This is a genomic window from Haemophilus parainfluenzae, from assembly GCF_003252795.1.
GTDB classification, from domain to species: Bacteria; Pseudomonadota; Gammaproteobacteria; order Enterobacterales; family Pasteurellaceae; genus Haemophilus_D; species Haemophilus_D parainfluenzae_K.
This window is the reverse complement of sequence record NZ_QEPQ01000002.1, coordinates 424,510-441,178: the sequence shown is the minus strand read 5'-3', so window position 1 is coordinate 441,178 and position 16,669 is coordinate 424,510. Positions and strand designations below refer to the sequence as shown.

Here is a 16,669-nt window from a genome sequence, read left to right as displayed (position 1 = left end):
CCATGAAAAAGATCGCAATTAGCCTGTTGATCGTGCTGTTTGCGATCTTTGCTTTTTTCTATATCCAACTCAATCAGCTGAAAAACAGCATAGCCGATCATTTAGCGCAATATGATATTCAAGTAAATGATTTTTCACTAAGCCTTCTACCTCAACCAACGGTAAATTTATCGGGTTTGAAATATCATCAACTTTCAGCTGAAAACATTGAAGCTAAATTTGCGCTCTTCCCGCTTTTTTCAGGTAATCCGATTTTAGAAGAATTTCAAATCACGCATTTTAAACTCAGTGAACAAGCCTTAAACCATACCAATATTCATGGTCGCTTTACTGATTTTTCACTTAAAAATATTTTTAACCAAAACATTGCGTTTAAAGGTGAAAGTGCCATAACGCTTTCTCTTGATAAACCGATTTATGGTACAAACACAAAATATCAATTTGCGTTCAGCAAGGGAAATATTAACCTAAACCACCAAGACAAAAATCTGATTCAATTTGTCAATGCCCGTTTAAATCAACAACCACTGGGTTACATTGAAACTTACGTTGATTTTTCAAAACCAGTTAAAACCGTCAATGCCTATTTGCAACCTGATTGCCAGAATTGTTTAGCCACCTTTAAATTTAGTCATAAAGAGCAACAAAGTGCGGTCAATTTTTCTGGTAAAAATTTCCCAATGGCGCAACTTATCGCCTTGCTAAACTTCCCTAATACATTAACAGGTAATGCTGATTTTAATATCCAGCTCGCCCTAACTAATTCAGAACTCACCAAAGGGGAATTCTATTTCGATGCTCAAAATGGTGAAATTTTAGGATTGAACTTATTGGATATGGCAGCACAGTATTTACCGATTAATTACAACAGTGATTTAACCGCGAGTAGAAATATGAACACGCCTTATGAGCGTTTTGAATCAAGCCTTTCATTCGAAAATCATTTGCTTAAAGTCGATAAAATAAACTTAAAAACAACCGCACTTTTAGCTGAAGGTGCTGGAGCCATTGATTTAGATAATGTACAATGCGACGTCAATTTAACCTTAAGATCCACTAACGAAAAATACAAAAAGCTGGCATTGCCTATTCGCTTTTTCGATAGTTGCTACTCACCACAGTATAAGGTAAATATTGACCAAAACTTTCGTCATCAATTGAAAGAATTAATTAAAGAGAAATTAAAATAATGTCATTTTATCAGAAAGCAGAAAGAACCCAATATTGGCGCGTAGTCATCATGGCTTGCGCCGCTTTTATTTTTAATACCACGGAATTTGTGCCAGTTGCGTTACTCACCGATATCGGACAAAGTTTTGATATGCAAAGCTCCGATGTGGGTTTAATGATGACCGTTTATGCTTGGACGGTTATGATTATGTCTTTACCTGCCATGCTCGCGACAGGCGATATGGAACGTAAAGGCTTGTTACTGAAGCTTTTCGTCATTTTTATCATCGGCCATATTATCTCTGTCATTGCGTGGAATTATTGGATTCTTCTCATTGCTCGTATGTGTATTGCGGTAGCGCATTCACTCTTCTGGGCAATTACCGCATCATTAGTGATGCGTGTAGCACCGAAGAATAAGAAAACACAAGCAATTGGTATGCTCGCTATCGGTACATCCCTTGCGACTATTTTAGGCTTACCATTAGGCCGTTTAGTCGGTCAATTAGTTGGTTGGCGTATTACTTTCGCAATCATTGCCGCATTAGCTTTGGTTGTGATGGTATTTATTATGCGTTTATTACCAAATCTACCAAGTAAAAATGCAGGCTCGTTATCTAGTCTGCCGATTTTAGCAAAACGTCCATTACTGATTGGACTTTATGCCACAACGGTAATCATTGTTTCAGCACACTTTACCGCTTATACCTACATTGAACCCTTTATGGTTCAAATCGGTGAACTCGATCCAAATCTTGCAACGATAATTTTGTTAGTTTTTGGGGTGTCTGGCATTACCGCAAGTGTGATCTTTAACCGCTTATACCGTTTCGGTCCAACTCAATTTATCAGTGGGGCTATAATTTTACTGGCTATATCTTTAACATTTATGCTTGCCTCTGCGAGTTATACCGCCACGATGTTTACCCTTGCTTTTATTTGGGGTATTGGCATCTCTTGTATCGGGCTCGCCTTACAAATGCGCGTACTACAACTTGCGCCTGATGCAACGGACGTAGCAAGTGCCATTTATTCCGGTATTTTCAATGCTGGTATTGGTGCAGGTGCACTGTTTGGTAACCAAATCGCTCGCCATATTGGTCTTGAATATATTGGATTTAGCGGTGCATCATTAGCGGTTATTGCACTCGGCATCTTTGTCTTCTTCAATTTCCGCTATCGAGCTCAAAACGTCTAAAAAAATGACCGCACTTACTCAATAAGTGCGGTCATTTTCTTTTTTCTTTTCTAATCGAGATGGAAACAAGCGATTAGCTTACCATCAGGATATTTTTCCAATTTCGGTCGCTCATTTCGACATTTATCGGTCGCTTTCCAACAACGCGGATTAAATGCACAACCTTTTGGTGGATTAATCGGGCTTGGCAATTCGCCCTTTAATTTAATCCGCTGACGACGTAATTCAGGCGATAATCTCGGTGTCGCCGAAAGTAACGCTTGTGTATAAGGATGCTGAGGATTATTAAAGATCTGCTCTTTTGTGCCCATTTCAACACAGCGACCTAAATACATTACCATCACCTCATCTGCAATATGCTCAACCACCGAAAGATCATGGGAAATAAATACATAAGATAAACCAAGCTCAGCTTGCAAATCCATCATCAAATTCAGCACTTGCGCACGAACGGACACATCTAATGCAGAAACGGGTTCATCCGCCACAACCACATCAGGTTCAAGCATTAAACCACGGGCAATCGCGATACGTTGACGCTGTCCTCCCGAAAACATATGTGGATAGCGATTATAAAACTCTGCACGCAGTCCCACTTTTGCCATCATGGCCAATACTTTTTCTTTACGCTCTTTTGCCGATAAATTGGTATTAATGACTAAAGGTTCTTCCAAAATTGTGCCAATTTTCTTACGCGGGTTCAGTGATGCATAAGGGTTTTGAAACACGATTTGGATTTTCTGACGGCGCAATGCTTTCGTTTCGTGATCATTCTCTAAGAAATTTTGCCCGTTGTAATACAACTCACCTTCAGTCGGCTCTTCTATCATCGTCAAAAGACGACCAAGTGTCGATTTCCCACAACCTGACTCCCCCACCACGGCAAGCGTTTTGCCTCGTTCTAGAGAAAAAGACACACCATCTAATGCTTTCACTTGCTGTGTTTTCGCAAACATTCCTTTTTTCACAGGATAATATTTTTTCAGCCCAATAGCATTGAGCAATGGTGCATTTTCTTGCGCGACATTAGACATTGCTTGGTTCTCCTTGGGCATTTAATGGGGTATGACATTTAACTTGTCGATTTCCTACGTGACGTAATTCAGGTTCAACAGTTCGACAAAGATCGGTCGCATACGGACAACGTGGATTTAACAAGCAACCTTGTGGGCGATCGTATTTACCTGGCACTACACCGGGCAACGATTGTAACCGAGATTTACCTTCTGCAAACTCCGGTAAAGAACGTAATAATGCTTGAGTATAAGGATGTTTTGGTTCACGGAAAATATCTTCTGCTCGTCCTTCTTCTACTACTTGTCCCGCATACATCACAATAATACGATGCGCCGCCTCTGCGACTAACGCAAGATCGTGCGTAATCAGAATCAACGACATACATTCTTTTTGCTGTAACTCAAGCAACAAATCTACAATTTGTGCTTGAATGGTTACATCCAGTGCAGTGGTTGGTTCATCTGCAATCAGCAATCTCGGTTTACAAGCTATCGCCATAGCAATCATAACGCGTTGGCTCATCCCGCCAGAAAGCTGATGCGGATAGACATCAATTCTCGATTCTGGATCAGGAATACCCACTAGACGCAATAGCTCTAAAGTGCGCTCACGGCGTTCTTTTTTGCTACCTCCTTGATGCGCTTTAATGGCTTCCATAATTTGAAAACCGACTGTATAAGCGGGATTTAAGCTTGTCATTGGGTCTTGGAAGATCATGGCAATATCTGCGCCAATCAATTCTTGTTTTTCTTTTGGTGCTAAACTTAAAAGATCTTTTCCTTCAAACGATAAGCCTTTCGCTGAAACACGACCAGGAAAATCAATTAAGCCCATCACGGCAAGGGAACTCACTGATTTCCCTGAGCCAGACTCGCCAACAATACCTAGTACTTCACCTTGATTAACTTGATAGCTAATGCGATCCACTGCTTTAAAAGGTGCTTTTTCATCACCAAAGTGAACAGAAAGTTCTTTTACATCTAATAATGCCATTCTGCCCCCTATTGTTTTAATTTTGGATCGAGCGCATCACGCAACCCGTCGCCCATTAAGTTAAATGCTAAAACAAGCGATAAAATCACTAAACCTGGAATCGTAACCAACCAGTTGGCCGCCTGCATAAAACTACGCGATTCAGACAACATAGTCCCCAATTCCGGTGTTGGTGGTTTTGCCCCAATACCTAAGAAACCTAAGGTTGCTAACTCTAAAATGGCATTAGATATCCCCATTGTCATTTGCACAATGAGAGGCGCAAGGCAATTCGGTAAAATGACAATAAACATTAAACGTAATACGCTTGCTCCAGCCACTCGTGAAGAGGTGACATAATCTCTGTTTTTCTCGTTTAATACTGCTGCACGTGTTAAGCGTACATAACTTGGAATCGAAACCACGGCAATCGCCAACGTCGCATTCGTTAAAGAAGGCTCTAAAATTGACACCACCACAATAGTTAAAAGCAAGTTTGGAATAGCCAACATAATGTCAATAAAACGAACAATTAATGTATCTAATGCCCCGCCATAATAGCCGGCAAGTAAGCCAAGACTCGTTCCTAAAATGCAAGATAAAATCACAATAATGAAACCCGCAAAAACAGAAATGCGCGTACCATAAATAATACGAGAAAGAATATCTCGCCCAATATCATCTGTACCCAGTAAATAAGCTGAATTACCACCTTCATACCAAGCTGGTGGTAACAATAAGGCTGAACGATTTTGTTCGATAGGATCAAAAGGTGCAATCCAAGGCGCAAAAACACTGATTAATGCGACGACAAGAATAAAAGTGAGCCCAATCACCGCCCCTTTATTTTGTTTGAAATAAAACCAAAACTCCTGCAACGGTGTTCGAGGAGCAAAGGTTTCAATAGATAAAGTTTGTTCCGTCATTAATAAGGCTCCTTATTGATGGCGAATACGTGGGTTTACCACGCCATAAAGTAAATCGATCGTCAAATTCACCACAATAATAATTGTAGCAATAATCAACACGGCGCCTTGTAAGACAGGATAATCACGGTTGGAAATCGCATCAATAATCCATTTACCAATACCCGGCCATGAGAAAATCGTCTCAGTTAAAACTGCACCGGATAATAGCTGCCCTACAATCAATCCCACCACGGTCACAACAGGGATGAGTGCATTACGTAGGGCATGTACAATCACAATTCGGGTATAACTTAAGCCTTTCGCTTTTGCGGTACGAATATAATCTTCACCTAACACTTCCAACATTGAAGAACGTGTCATTCGGGTAATTACCGCAAGTGGAATGGTACCTAACACAATAGCAGGTAGAATCAATGACTTAATGGCATTCCAGAAAGCTCCTGGTACGCCTGAAAGCCAAGTATCGATTAACATAAAACCCGTTGGTGTATCGATCCAGAAACTGTCTTCTAGACGTCCCCCTTGTGGTAAATCTAACCAAGGTGAAACATATAAGATCAAAATTAATCCCCACCAGAAAATCGGCATGGAATAACCCGTTAATGACATAGCTGTCACGCTATGGGAAATCCAGCTATCTTTCTTGACGGCCGCAATCGTTCCTAGCGTAATGCCGGCAATTAAAGACCAAAATAGCGCAAAGAAAGCCAATTCAAAGGTAGCAGGGAAAAGAGTGAAAAACTCTCTCAGAACAGGTTGTTGGGTGCGGAATGATTCACCGAAATCGCCTTGTATTACATTACCAATATAATTGAAATATTGCTGATACAATGGTAAATCAAGACCAAGTTGTTTCATCATTTGTTGATGAACTTCGGGCGTTAAACCTCGCTCTCCCATCATAATCTCCACAGGATCGCCTGGAATAAAATGAATGAGCGCAAAAGTCACAAAAGTAATGGCAATAAAGGTAGGAATCACCATTAAAATACGTTTTAAAATAAATTTAAACATCTACTTCCCACATGATAAAAGTGCGGTCATTTCTTCGAACGCTTTCGCACTTGGCACTTTGAGCACAAACATCAATATTCATGCCCGCTGCAATAAAATCCTCCCGATTCTACCGCACTTTTTCTAATTTTGCCAAATGCGCAATCAACCACTTAATACCTTGAGCTTGGAAAGCGATTTGTAAACGGGTGTTGTTATCTGAGCCTTCAACGTTTATAACTGTACCGAAACCAAACTTTTCATGTTTCACTTTTTGCCCCATTTTCCATTCATTTTCTGGCAAACTCGTGCTTAAACTTCCTACTTTCGCTTGGTTTAATGCTCGAGTCACCGTTCCGCGCAAACGGATTTCTTGAATACACTCTGGTGGCAATTCTGTAATAAAACGCGAAGGTAAATGGCGTTCTTCTTTCGTGTAAACACGACGACTTTCAGCATAACAAATGGTGAGTTTTTGCTTAGCTCGAGTAATGCCCACATAAGCAAGACGGCGTTCTTCCTCCAAACGACCAGGCTCTTCAAATGAACGAAAACTTGGAAATATGCCCTCTTCTACCCCAACCATAAACACGCGTGGGAATTCCAAGCCTTTTGCAGAATGCAAAGTCATCATTTCCACACAAGATTGATGTGGCGAAGCCTGCTCTTCTCCCGCTTCTAAAGAAGCATGAGTTAAAAAGGCGGTAAGATCGGTCATATCCTCTGCTTCATCAGGTTTGATAAATTCTCGGGTTGCCGTCACCAATTCTTCTAAGTTTTCAATACGTACTTCACCTTTCTCGCCTTTTTCCTGTTTATACATATCGTATAAGCCGGAATGTTTAATCACAAAATCAGTTTGTGCAAATAATGGCATTTCGGCTGTATCAACTTGTAAAGAATTAATTAACTCTTGGAAACGCAGTAATGAAGTTGAAGCTCGTCCTGTTAGCATATTTTCTTGTGTGGCCACTTGCACTGCTTGCCATAAGGTAATTTGACGCTCACGGGTTAAATTTCGTAACACATCTAAAGTACGATCGCCAATACCACGCGTAGGCGTATTAATCACACGTTCAAACGCGGCATCATCTTGACGATTATTAATTAAGCGTAAATACGCCAATGCATCTTTAATTTCTTGGCGTTCGAAGAATCGCATCCCGCCATAAATCCGATAAGGAATTTGGCAACGAATCAACGCTTCTTCAATAACACGAGATTGGCTATTACTACGATATAAAACGGCGCAATCATCTAATTTTCCACCGTCATCTACCCAGTTTTGAATCTGAGAAGCCACAAATTTTGCCTCATCTAATTCATTAAATGCTGCATAAATACCTACTGGCTCCCCCATTTCACCGTCGGTCCATAAATTCTTACCGAGGCGATCACTATTATTCGAAATAAGTTGGTTGGCACTTTTCAGAATATTGCCGGTAGAACGATAATTTTGTTCCAAACGAATAGTTTCAGCGTTGAAATCTTTTAGGAATTTTTGAATATTTTCGACTTGTGCACCACGCCATCCATAAATGGATTGGTCATCATCGCCCACGATCATCACTTTGCCCGTATTGCCGGCAAGAATTTTGATCCAGGCATATTGAATTTTATTGGTATCTTGAAACTCATCCACTAAAATATGCTGAAAACGTTGCTGATAGCGTTGCAAAATCACCGGCTTTTTAGCAAATAACTCATACGCACGAATTAATAATTCAGCAAAATCCACCAAGCCCGCACGATCACAAGTATCTTGATAAATTTGATAAATCTTAATCCACTCTTTTTCCTGACGATCACCAAAATCATCAATATCTTGTGGTCTTAAACCTTCATCTTTTTTATTATTGATATACCAGCACGCTTGCTTTGGTGGAAACGCTTTATCATCATAATTGTGCAATTTCATTAAGCGTTTTACTAAACGAAGTTGGTCTTCAGAATCCAAAATTTGGAAATCTTGTGGCAAGTTCACATCTAAATGGTGAGAGCGTAATAATCGATGAGCAATGCTATGGAATGTGCCAATCCACATGCCAAATAAATTTGGTTGAGCATGTTTGGATAAGGTATCTTGAATACGATGACGCATTTCAGCGGCGGCTTTATTGGTGAAGGTTACTGCCATAATGCTGCCTTCAGAAATATTTTCTACAGCAATCAACCAAGCAATACGGTGAGTCAGTACGCGAGTTTTACCACTTCCAGCACCCGCAAGCACAAGGTAATTGCCAAGCGGTGCTGCCACTGCTTCACGTTGTTTATCATTCAAGCCATCAAGTAATTCTGAAATATCCATTGCTCTTATTTTAATCTGGTTAAATTTACAGGGGATTATAGTGGGAATTATGCGTTTAAACAATCCCAATATTTACAAATTTCCTCTGCCCGCTTATATTACCAATATCAAATAATTACTAAATATTGACGAAGAAAAAGGAGACATAATGTCAATAAAAACCACGTTAAAATTAACCGCACTTTCAGCCCTAACCGCCCTCGCGTACACTTCTCACGCACAGGCTGAAGGCAAACTCACCGTATATTGCAGTGTACAAAACGTAGTATGCGAAAAAGTCACGCAAGCCTTTAGTAAAAAATACAATGTAGATGCGCAATTTGTACGTAATAGTACAGGCGTTGTATTAGGCAAAATTAAAGCTGAAAAAGAAAACCCACAAGCTGATTTCTGGTTTGGAGGCACCATTGAACCACATCTTCAAGCCGCAGAATTAGGCTTACTTGAATCCTATCGCTCCCCATTACAAAAAGATATCATGCCTCAATTTAAATCTCTGATGGATCAACGTGGTAATTTCACCTCTGTTATTTACTTAATGGAACTTGGCATTGGGGTAAATACTAAAAAATTAAAAGAATTGAATATTCCTGCGCCAAAATGTTATGCGGATCTGATAAAACCCGAATATCAAGGGCAAATTCAATATCCGGATTCACGCGTTTCAGGTACGGGGTATTCACTTATCAGTACTTTTTCCACATTATGGGGAGAAGAAAAAGCTTTTGATTATTTGAAAAAATTAGAGCCAAATCTCATGCAACATACCAAAACAGGCCTTGCGAGCAACTATTTGGCTAACGGTACTGTAGCGATTGATTTAGGTTTTATGTTGGTTTATCCGCGTGAGAAGAAAAATGGTGCGCCAGTTGAAGGCATTTTACCATGCGAAGGCGTAGGCTATTCTTTAGGCGGGGCAAGCATTATTAAAGGAGCTAGAAACCTTGATAATGCCAAGCTATTTATGGATTTCGTGCTAAGCAAAGAAGCACAAGAAATTCCATGGAAAGAATCAGACTCTTACCAACTTCCAACCAATATCCATGCAGAACCTGCACCAGGTTTCCTACCGGCTGGTAAATTAAAACTGGTGGATATTGATTTTATGAAATTTGGTACAGATCAAGAAGGTAAACGCCTCACCCAACGTTGGGTTTCTGAAGTGCTCTTAGAGAGTAAATCGCCAAAAGAATAAAAGGAATAAACAAAAAGTGCGGTCAAAATAAGAATGTTTTTGACCGCACTCGTTTTTATATAGATAAACTAAGCTAAAACCAACCGCTCTTTACCCGCATAGATATTAGCTTTTCCAGGGCGAGCAAAGCCGATAAGGGAAAGATTGTGTTGTTCAGCCATATTGACGGCAAGATCTGTTGCTGCAGAAATTGCAACAAGTAATTCGATGCCACAAGCTACCGATTTTTGGACCATTTCATAACTGGCTCGGCTTGAAACCAGCACAAATCCTTGTGGTTGATTCTGTTTAGCATGCCAGCCGATTAATTTATCTAGTGCCACATGTCGCCCAACATCTTCTCGAATCGCCAGTAAATTACCCGATAAATCAAAAAAGGCGGCGGCATGTGTCGCCCCTGTTTCTTTTCCGAGTGTTTGATTAGCTTGTAATTGTTCTAAACAGCCATCTAATAAATTTAAATTAAATTGGAAAGTGCGGTCTAATTTCGGCAATTTTTTATAAACTTGTGAGATTTGTTCTGTGCCGCAAATGCCACATCCTGTTCTACCTGTTAATGTACGGCGATGATCTTTTAATGCTACAAATTGACGGCTAGATAATTCAATTTGCACTTCAATGCCATTGCATACTTCCACCACATCTATGCCATAAATATCCGCTTTTTTCTCAATAATACCTTCCGCTAATGAAAAGCCTAAAGCAAAATCCTCTAAATCTTGGGGAGAACACATCATGACGGTATGTGCAATACCATTATAGACAAGTGAAACAGGGACTTCCGCAGCCAAACTATCTTGTTTTTCCACTAAAAGTGAGGTCGGATTTTCAGATGTTTTTTTAAAAAAATTAATTGTTTTTTGGATTATCCAGTGCATTATTTTTTCCCAATAAAATGACTGTTGTAAAAATGTTACTTTTTTTTAACAAAAAATGTTTGTTTTGTGATCTAGCTCAAGTTTTAAAGCGATTATAACAAGTTTTGATTATAGATTTTCGGTTAAAAAATAGTTAAAATCGACTCCGTTTAAATTGGTCATTGTTATAATCAATTTAATGGTTGATACGTTATTTTAACGAAATCAAATAAATTATCTATACGAATTTATACTATCGAAATATCTTAACGGTTCGCCGTTATGAAGGAGTGATTATGCAGGTCTCTAGACGTAAGTTCTTTAAGATCTGTGCAGGTGGTATGGCGGGGACGTCTGCGGCAATGTTGGGTTTTGCACCATCATCTGTCTTAGCGGCACCACGTGAATACAAATTATTACGGGCTTTTGAATCCCGTAACACCTGTACATATTGTGCAGTGAGCTGTGGTATGTTGTTATATAGCACAGGCAAACCTTACGATGCTTTAAGCAGCCATACAGGCACCAATACCCGTTCTAAATTATTCCACCTTGAAGGTGACCCAGACCATCCGGTAAGCCGTGGGGCATTATGTCCTAAAGGTGCGGGCGCGTTAGACTATGTTAATAGTGAAAGCCGTGCATTATACCCTGAATATCGAGCACCGGGTTCGGACAAATGGGTTCGTCTTTCTTGGGAAGAAGCGATCAAACGCGTTTCTCGTTTATTAAAAGATGACCGTGATGCGAACTTCGTTGAAAAAGACGCAAGTGGCAAAACCGTTAACCGTTGGACCTCTACTGGTATTATGACCGCCTCCGCCATGAGCAACGAGGCCGCACTTCTTACTCATAAATGGGTTCGAATGTTGGGCATAGTGCCGATGTGTAACCAAGCGAATACTTGACACGGACCAACGGTAGCAAGTCTTGCTCCATCATTTGGTCGCGGTGCCATGACAAACAACTGGGTTGACATCAAAAACGCCAATCTTATTATTGTTCAAGGTGGTAACCCTGCTGAAGCTCACCCTGTTGGCTTCCGTTGGGCGATCGAAGCGAAGAAAAACGGTGCGAAAATCATCGTGGTTGACCCTCGCTTTAACCGTACAGCTTCTGTAGCTGACCTTCATGCACCAATTCGTTCCGGTTCTGATATCGCATTCTTAATGGGTGTGATCCGTTACTTATTGGAAACTAACCAAATTCAACACGAATACGTTAAACACTATACCAATGCTTCATTCTTAGTTGATGAAGGTTTCAAATTTGAAGATGGTTTATTCGTAGGCTTTGATGAAGAAAAACGTACTTACGATAAATCTAAATGGAATTACCAATTTGATGAAAATGGTAATGCTAAACGTGACATGACCTTACAAGATCCACGTTGTGTGATTAATATCTTGAAAGATCACGTTTCTCGCTATACCCCAGAAATAGTTGAACGTATTACCGGTGTTAAGCAAAAACTCTTCTTACAAATCTGTGAAGAAATTGGTAAAACCTCTGCACCGAATAAAACCATGACGCACTTATATGCGTTAGGCTTTACTGAACATACAATCGGTACTCAAAATATTCGTTCAATGGCTATGATCCAATTACTCTTAGGTAATATGGGGATGCCAGGAGGCGGTATTAATGCATTACGTGGACACTCAAACGTACAAGGTACAACAGATATGGGCTTATTGCCGATGTCTTTACCTGGTTATATGCGTTTACCGAATGACAAAGATACGTCTTACGAACAATACATTAATGCGATTACGCCAAAAGATATCGTACCAAACCAAGTGAACTACTATCGTAATACCTCGAAATTCTTCGTGAGTATGATGAAAACGTTCTATGGTGATAAAGCAACCAAAGAAAATGGTTGGGGTTTCGATTTCTTACCAAAAGCAGACCGCTTATACGACCCTATCACTCATGTTAAGTTAATGAATGATGGCAAATTAAACGGTTGGATTTTACAAGGTTTCAACGTATTAAACTCATTACCTAACAAAAACAAAACTGTTGCAGGTATGAGCAAATTGAAATTCTTAATCGTGATGGATCCGCTTCAAACTGAATCTTCTGAATTCTGGAAAAACTTTGGTGAATCAAACAATGTGAATCCAGCAGATATTCAAACTGAAGTATTCCGTTTACCAACCACCTGTTTCGCAGAAGAAGATGGTTCTATTGCTAACTCTGGTCGTTGGGCTCAATGGCACTGGAAAGGCTGTGACCAACCAGGTGAAGCGTTGCCAGATGTTGAAATTCTTTCTATGATTCGTGAAGAAATGCATCACCTTTATCAAAAAGAAGGTGGTCGTGGTATCGAATCTTTCGAAGCGATGACTTGGAACTATGCTCAGCCGCATTCACCAAGTTCTGTAGAATTAGCGAAAGAATTAAACGGCTACGCGCTTGCTGATCTTCTCGATGCTGATGGCAACGTCATGTATAAAAAAGGTCAATTACTTAACGGATTCGCTCACTTACGTGATGATGGTACAACCTCGTCAGGTAACTGGATCTATGTGGGTCAATGGACTGAAAAAGGTAACCAAACCGCAAACCGTGACAACTCTGACCCATCAGGTTTAGGTTGTACATTAGGTTGGGGCTTCGCATGGCCAGCAAACCGTCGTATTCTTTATAGCCGTGCTTCACTTGATATTAACGGTAATCCTTGGGATAAACACCGTCAATTAATCAAATGGAACGGTAAAAACTGGAACTGGTTAGATGTCGCTGACTATGGCACACAACCACCAGGTTCTGATGCAGGTCCATTTATTATGTCTGCAGAAGGTGTGGGTCGTCTATTCGCTGTAGATAAAATTGCGAATGGCCCTATGCCTGAGCACTATGAACCAATTGAAAGTCCGATTGACACTAACCCACTACACCCAAGTGTCGTCTCTGATCCGACTGTTCGTATTTATAAAGAAGACCGTGAATTTATCGGTTCAAACAAAGACTTCCCTTATGTGGCAACGACTTATCGTTTGACCGAGCACTTCCACAGTTGGACAGCTCAATCTGCGTTAAATATCATCGCTCAACCACAACAATTCGTGGAAATTGGTGAGAAATTAGCAGCAGAAAAAGGCATCCAAAAAGGTGATATGGTGAAAATTACTTCTCGCCGTGGCTACATTAAAGCCGTTGCAGTGGTAACAAAACGTTTGAAAGATTTAGAAGTCGACGGACGTACCGTACATCACGTGGGTATTCCAATTCACTGGAATATGAAAGCCTTAAATGGTAAAGGTAATCGTGGTTTCTCCACCAACACCTTAACACCATCTTGGGGTGAAGCAGTCACTCAAACACCAGAATATAAAACATTCTTGGTAAACATTGAGAAAGCGGAGGCATAATATGGCAGGAAGTGGTCAAGGCGTTCAATCGCAAGACATTATCAAGGTCTCCGCTACGTCTGGTTTAACGCCAGCACCTCAAGCGCGTGATCATAAAGTTGAAGTTGCAAAATTAATCGACGTATCCACCTGTATCGGTTGTAAAGCCTGTCAGGTGGGCTGTTCAGAGTGGAATGACATCCGTTCTGATGTTAATGCTCAGTGTGTGGGAATTTACGATAACCCAGTAGATCTCAATGCAAAAGCATGGACGGTAATGCGCTTTAACGAAGTTGAAGAAAATGATCGTTTAGAATGGTTAATCCGTAAAGATGGTTGTATGCACTGTTCAGAACCTGGCTGTTTAAAAGCTTGTCCTGCACCAGGCGCAATTATCCAATATGCGAACGGTATCGTGGATTTCCAATCTGATAAATGTATCGGTTGTGGTTACTGTATCGCAGGTTGTCCGTTCAACATTCCACGTATGAACCCAGAAGACAACCGTGTGTACAAATGTACCCTTTGTGTGGATCGTGTATCTGTGGGCCAAGAACCGGCTTGCGTGAAAACCTGTCCAACCGGTGCAATTCGTTTCGGTTCTAAAGAAGAGATGAAACTCTACGCAGAACAACGTGTTGCTGACTTAAAAGCACGTGGTTACGAAAATGCGGGTATCTACGACCCTGAAGGCGTAGGTGGTACACACGTAATGTATGTATTACACCATGCAGATAAACCTGAGCTTTATTCTGGTCTTCCAAAAGATCCAAAAGTTGACCTCACCGTCACCCTTTGGAAAGATGTCTTGAAACCAGTAGCGGCTGTAGCAATGGGTGGTCTAGCACTTGCTGAAATCGCTCACTACTTAGCTGTGGGTCCAAACGTTGAAGAAGACGTAGAAGATCATCACCATGAATTTGAAGAAGAAGATAAAAAAGGGGGCAAAGATGAGTAAGATTGAGATTAGCAATGATACTCGAATCATTCGTCATAGAACGCCTGCTCGTTTTAGCCACTGGTTACTCGTAATCTGCTTCTTTATGACAATGTTCACTGGTGTGGCATTCTTCTTCCCAGATTTTGCGTGGTTAACTGAGATTTTAGGTACTCCGCAACTGGCTCGAGCAATTCACCCGTTCACCGGTATCATTATGTTCGTTGCCTTTATTTTCCTCGGCTATCTTTACTGGGATCACAACATTCCAGAGAAAAACGATATTCGTTGGTTAAAAGGCATCGTTGAAGTATTAAAAGGGAATGAGCACGCTGTTGCAGATAACGGCAAGTATAACCTTGGTCAAAAAATGTTATTCTGGACATTAAACTTGGCGATGGTCACTTTACTTGTAACCGGTATCATTATGTGGCGTCAATATTTCTCGCACTACTTCTCTATTCCGGTATTGCGTTTTGCGATTTTCCTTCACTCTTTAAGTGCATTCATGTTGTTCACCGGTATTTTGGTACACATGTACATGGCATTCTGGATTAAAGGATCTATTCGCGGTATCGTAGAAGGTTGGGTAACCGTTCGCTGGGCGAAAAAACACCACCCGAAATGGTATCGAGATGAAGTACTTCCTAAGCTAGAAGAAGACCTTGAAAATGAAGCTGAAGGTAAAAAAGTAAAAACCAAAGCATTGTTCAAAGGTATCAATGGCTAAAATCAAAAAGTGCGGTTAAAATTGACCGCACTTTTTCTTATCAATACTTAAGAGACTATTATGAGTATCAAAATCTTATCTGCAGACGAAATCAAACAAAAAAAGAATTCATACGATATTCCACCTGTTTTGTTTGCTAACCCTAAAAATCTTTATCAACGTCGTGCAAAACGTTTAAGAGAATTAGCAAAAGATCATCCACTGGCTGATTATTTACTCTTTGCTGCAGATGTTGTGGAAAGCCAATTAAACGTATTTGAAAAAAATCCATTAGAAACACAGCAATTCGATAACTTAAATGAAATCGAGCCGTTAAATGCTAAAACATTTAAACGCTCAAGTATTTGGATTGAATATCTCAAAGAAATTTTGCATAGCATTAAACCAAAAGCGAATGAACAGGTTATTGCTACCATTGAAAATCTTGAAAAAGCCTCTGATAAAGAGCTTGAAGAGATGGCTACTCATCTTTTAAGCCAAGAATTTAATTTAGTGAGCACTGATAAAGCTGTCTTTATCTGGGCAGCACTTTCTCTTTATTGGTTACAATTGGCTCAACAAATTCCTCATAACAGCCGCCAAGAAGGGACTGACAATCTACATTACTGCCCTGTTTGTGGTTCTGCACCAGTGGCAAGTGTTGTACATATCGGCACATCACAAGGTTTACGTTATTTACACTGTAGCCTTTGTGAAAGCGAATGGAATTTAGTGCGTGCTCAATGTACTAACTGCAATGAACACAAAAATCTTGAATTGTGGTCATTAAATGAAGAGCTTGCACTCATTCGTGCTGAAACCTGTGGTGATTGCCAAAGCTACTTAAAAATTATGTTCCAAGAAAAAGATCCGAACGTTGAAGCGGTAGCGGATGATTTGGCATCTATTTTCTTAGATATTGAAATGGAAGAAAAAGGCTTCGCACGCAGTGGATTAAATCCATTTGTCTTCCCAGCAGAAGAAGTGTAATGTCTTACTTTTCAGATAAACAAAGTGCGGTCAAA

Annotated in this window: 13 protein-coding genes; 7 read left to right on the top strand and 6 right to left on the bottom strand. The window is 40.3% G+C overall.

What is annotated here, in order from left to right; genetic code table 11:
- Positions 1 to 2: 2 nt before the first annotated feature.
- Entirely contained in the window at positions 3 to 1,190 is a 1,188-nt protein-coding gene (locus DPV81_RS04690; RefSeq protein WP_111386993.1) for an AsmA-like C-terminal region-containing protein, read from the top strand.
- Entirely contained in the window at positions 1,190 to 2,368 is a 1,179-nt protein-coding gene (locus tag DPV81_RS04685; RefSeq protein WP_111386991.1) for a sugar transporter, read from the top strand. The genes DPV81_RS04690 and DPV81_RS04685 overlap by 1 nt, the downstream gene beginning before the upstream one ends.
- A 50-nt stretch (positions 2,369 to 2,418) precedes the next feature.
- Here the strand turns inward: DPV81_RS04685 and DPV81_RS04680 are convergent, their stop codons facing one another.
- The 5 genes from DPV81_RS04680 to uvrD all read right to left on the bottom strand — a co-directional run bounded on the left by DPV81_RS04680 (position 2,419) and on the right by uvrD (position 8,587).
- Positions 2,419 to 3,402: a peptide ABC transporter ATP-binding protein gene (locus DPV81_RS04680; RefSeq protein WP_111386990.1), complete on the bottom strand. Its 984-nt coding sequence runs from the start codon at positions 3,400 to 3,402 to the stop codon at positions 2,419 to 2,421.
- Positions 3,395 to 4,378 carry a dipeptide ABC transporter ATP-binding protein gene (dppD, locus tag DPV81_RS04675; RefSeq protein WP_111386988.1) on the bottom strand — a complete coding sequence of 328 codons (984 nt, stop codon included), beginning with the start codon at positions 4,376 to 4,378 and terminating at the stop codon, positions 3,395 to 3,397. The genes DPV81_RS04680 and dppD overlap by 8 nt, the downstream gene beginning before the upstream one ends.
- A gap of 8 nt (positions 4,379 to 4,386) precedes the next feature.
- Positions 4,387 to 5,283 carry an ABC transporter permease subunit gene (locus DPV81_RS04670; protein WP_111386987.1) on the bottom strand — a complete coding sequence of 299 codons (897 nt, stop codon included), beginning with the start codon at positions 5,281 to 5,283 and terminating at the stop codon, positions 4,387 to 4,389.
- Positions 5,284 to 5,295: 12 nt separating this feature from the next.
- On the bottom strand, positions 5,296 to 6,300 hold the full coding sequence (locus DPV81_RS04665) for an ABC transporter permease subunit (RefSeq protein WP_165818961.1): 1,005 nt from the start codon (positions 6,298 to 6,300) through the stop codon (positions 5,296 to 5,298).
- A 109-nt stretch (positions 6,301 to 6,409) separates the two neighbouring features.
- A complete protein-coding gene (gene uvrD, locus DPV81_RS04660; protein ID WP_111386985.1) occupies positions 6,410 to 8,587 on the bottom strand; it encodes a DNA helicase II in 2,178 nt (725 codons plus the stop codon).
- A 148-nt stretch (positions 8,588 to 8,735) separates the two neighbouring features.
- On the opposite strand from uvrD, the gene DPV81_RS04655 reads away from it, so the two are divergent.
- Positions 8,736 to 9,782, top strand: coding sequence for an ABC transporter substrate-binding protein (locus tag DPV81_RS04655; protein WP_111386983.1), 1,047 nt, complete (start codon positions 8,736 to 8,738; stop codon positions 9,780 to 9,782).
- 68 nt (positions 9,783 to 9,850) lie between these two features.
- Here DPV81_RS04655 and fdhD read toward each other — a convergent pair whose 3' ends face one another.
- Positions 9,851 to 10,660 (bottom strand): formate dehydrogenase accessory sulfurtransferase FdhD, encoded by an 810-nt coding sequence (gene fdhD / locus DPV81_RS04650; protein WP_111386982.1) that lies wholly within the window; start codon positions 10,658 to 10,660, stop codon positions 9,851 to 9,853.
- Between the two features lie 275 nt (positions 10,661 to 10,935).
- Here fdhD and fdnG point away from each other — a divergent pair, with 275 nt between their 5' ends.
- From fdnG to fdhE, 4 genes are read left to right on the top strand one after another with little or no spacing between them, the layout of a single operon-like run.
- Complete coding sequence (gene fdnG / locus DPV81_RS04640) at positions 10,936 to 14,019, top strand: formate dehydrogenase-N subunit alpha (protein ID WP_143422667.1); 3,084 nt, start codon at positions 10,936 to 10,938, stop codon at positions 14,017 to 14,019.
- Position 14,020: 1 nt separating this feature from the next.
- Entirely contained in the window at positions 14,021 to 14,956 is a 936-nt protein-coding gene (gene fdxH, locus DPV81_RS04635; RefSeq protein WP_005697790.1) for a formate dehydrogenase subunit beta, read from the top strand.
- The gene (locus DPV81_RS04630; protein ID WP_049365400.1) at positions 14,949 to 15,665 is read left to right on the top strand and encodes a formate dehydrogenase subunit gamma; all 717 of its coding nucleotides are present in this window, start codon (positions 14,949 to 14,951) and stop codon (positions 15,663 to 15,665) included. Before fdxH ends, DPV81_RS04630 begins: the two co-directional genes overlap by 8 nt.
- Before the next feature lie 60 nt (positions 15,666 to 15,725).
- Positions 15,726 to 16,634, top strand: coding sequence for a formate dehydrogenase accessory protein FdhE (gene fdhE, locus DPV81_RS04625; protein ID WP_111386980.1), 909 nt, complete (start codon positions 15,726 to 15,728; stop codon positions 16,632 to 16,634).
- Positions 16,635 to 16,669: the final 35 nt, after the last annotated feature.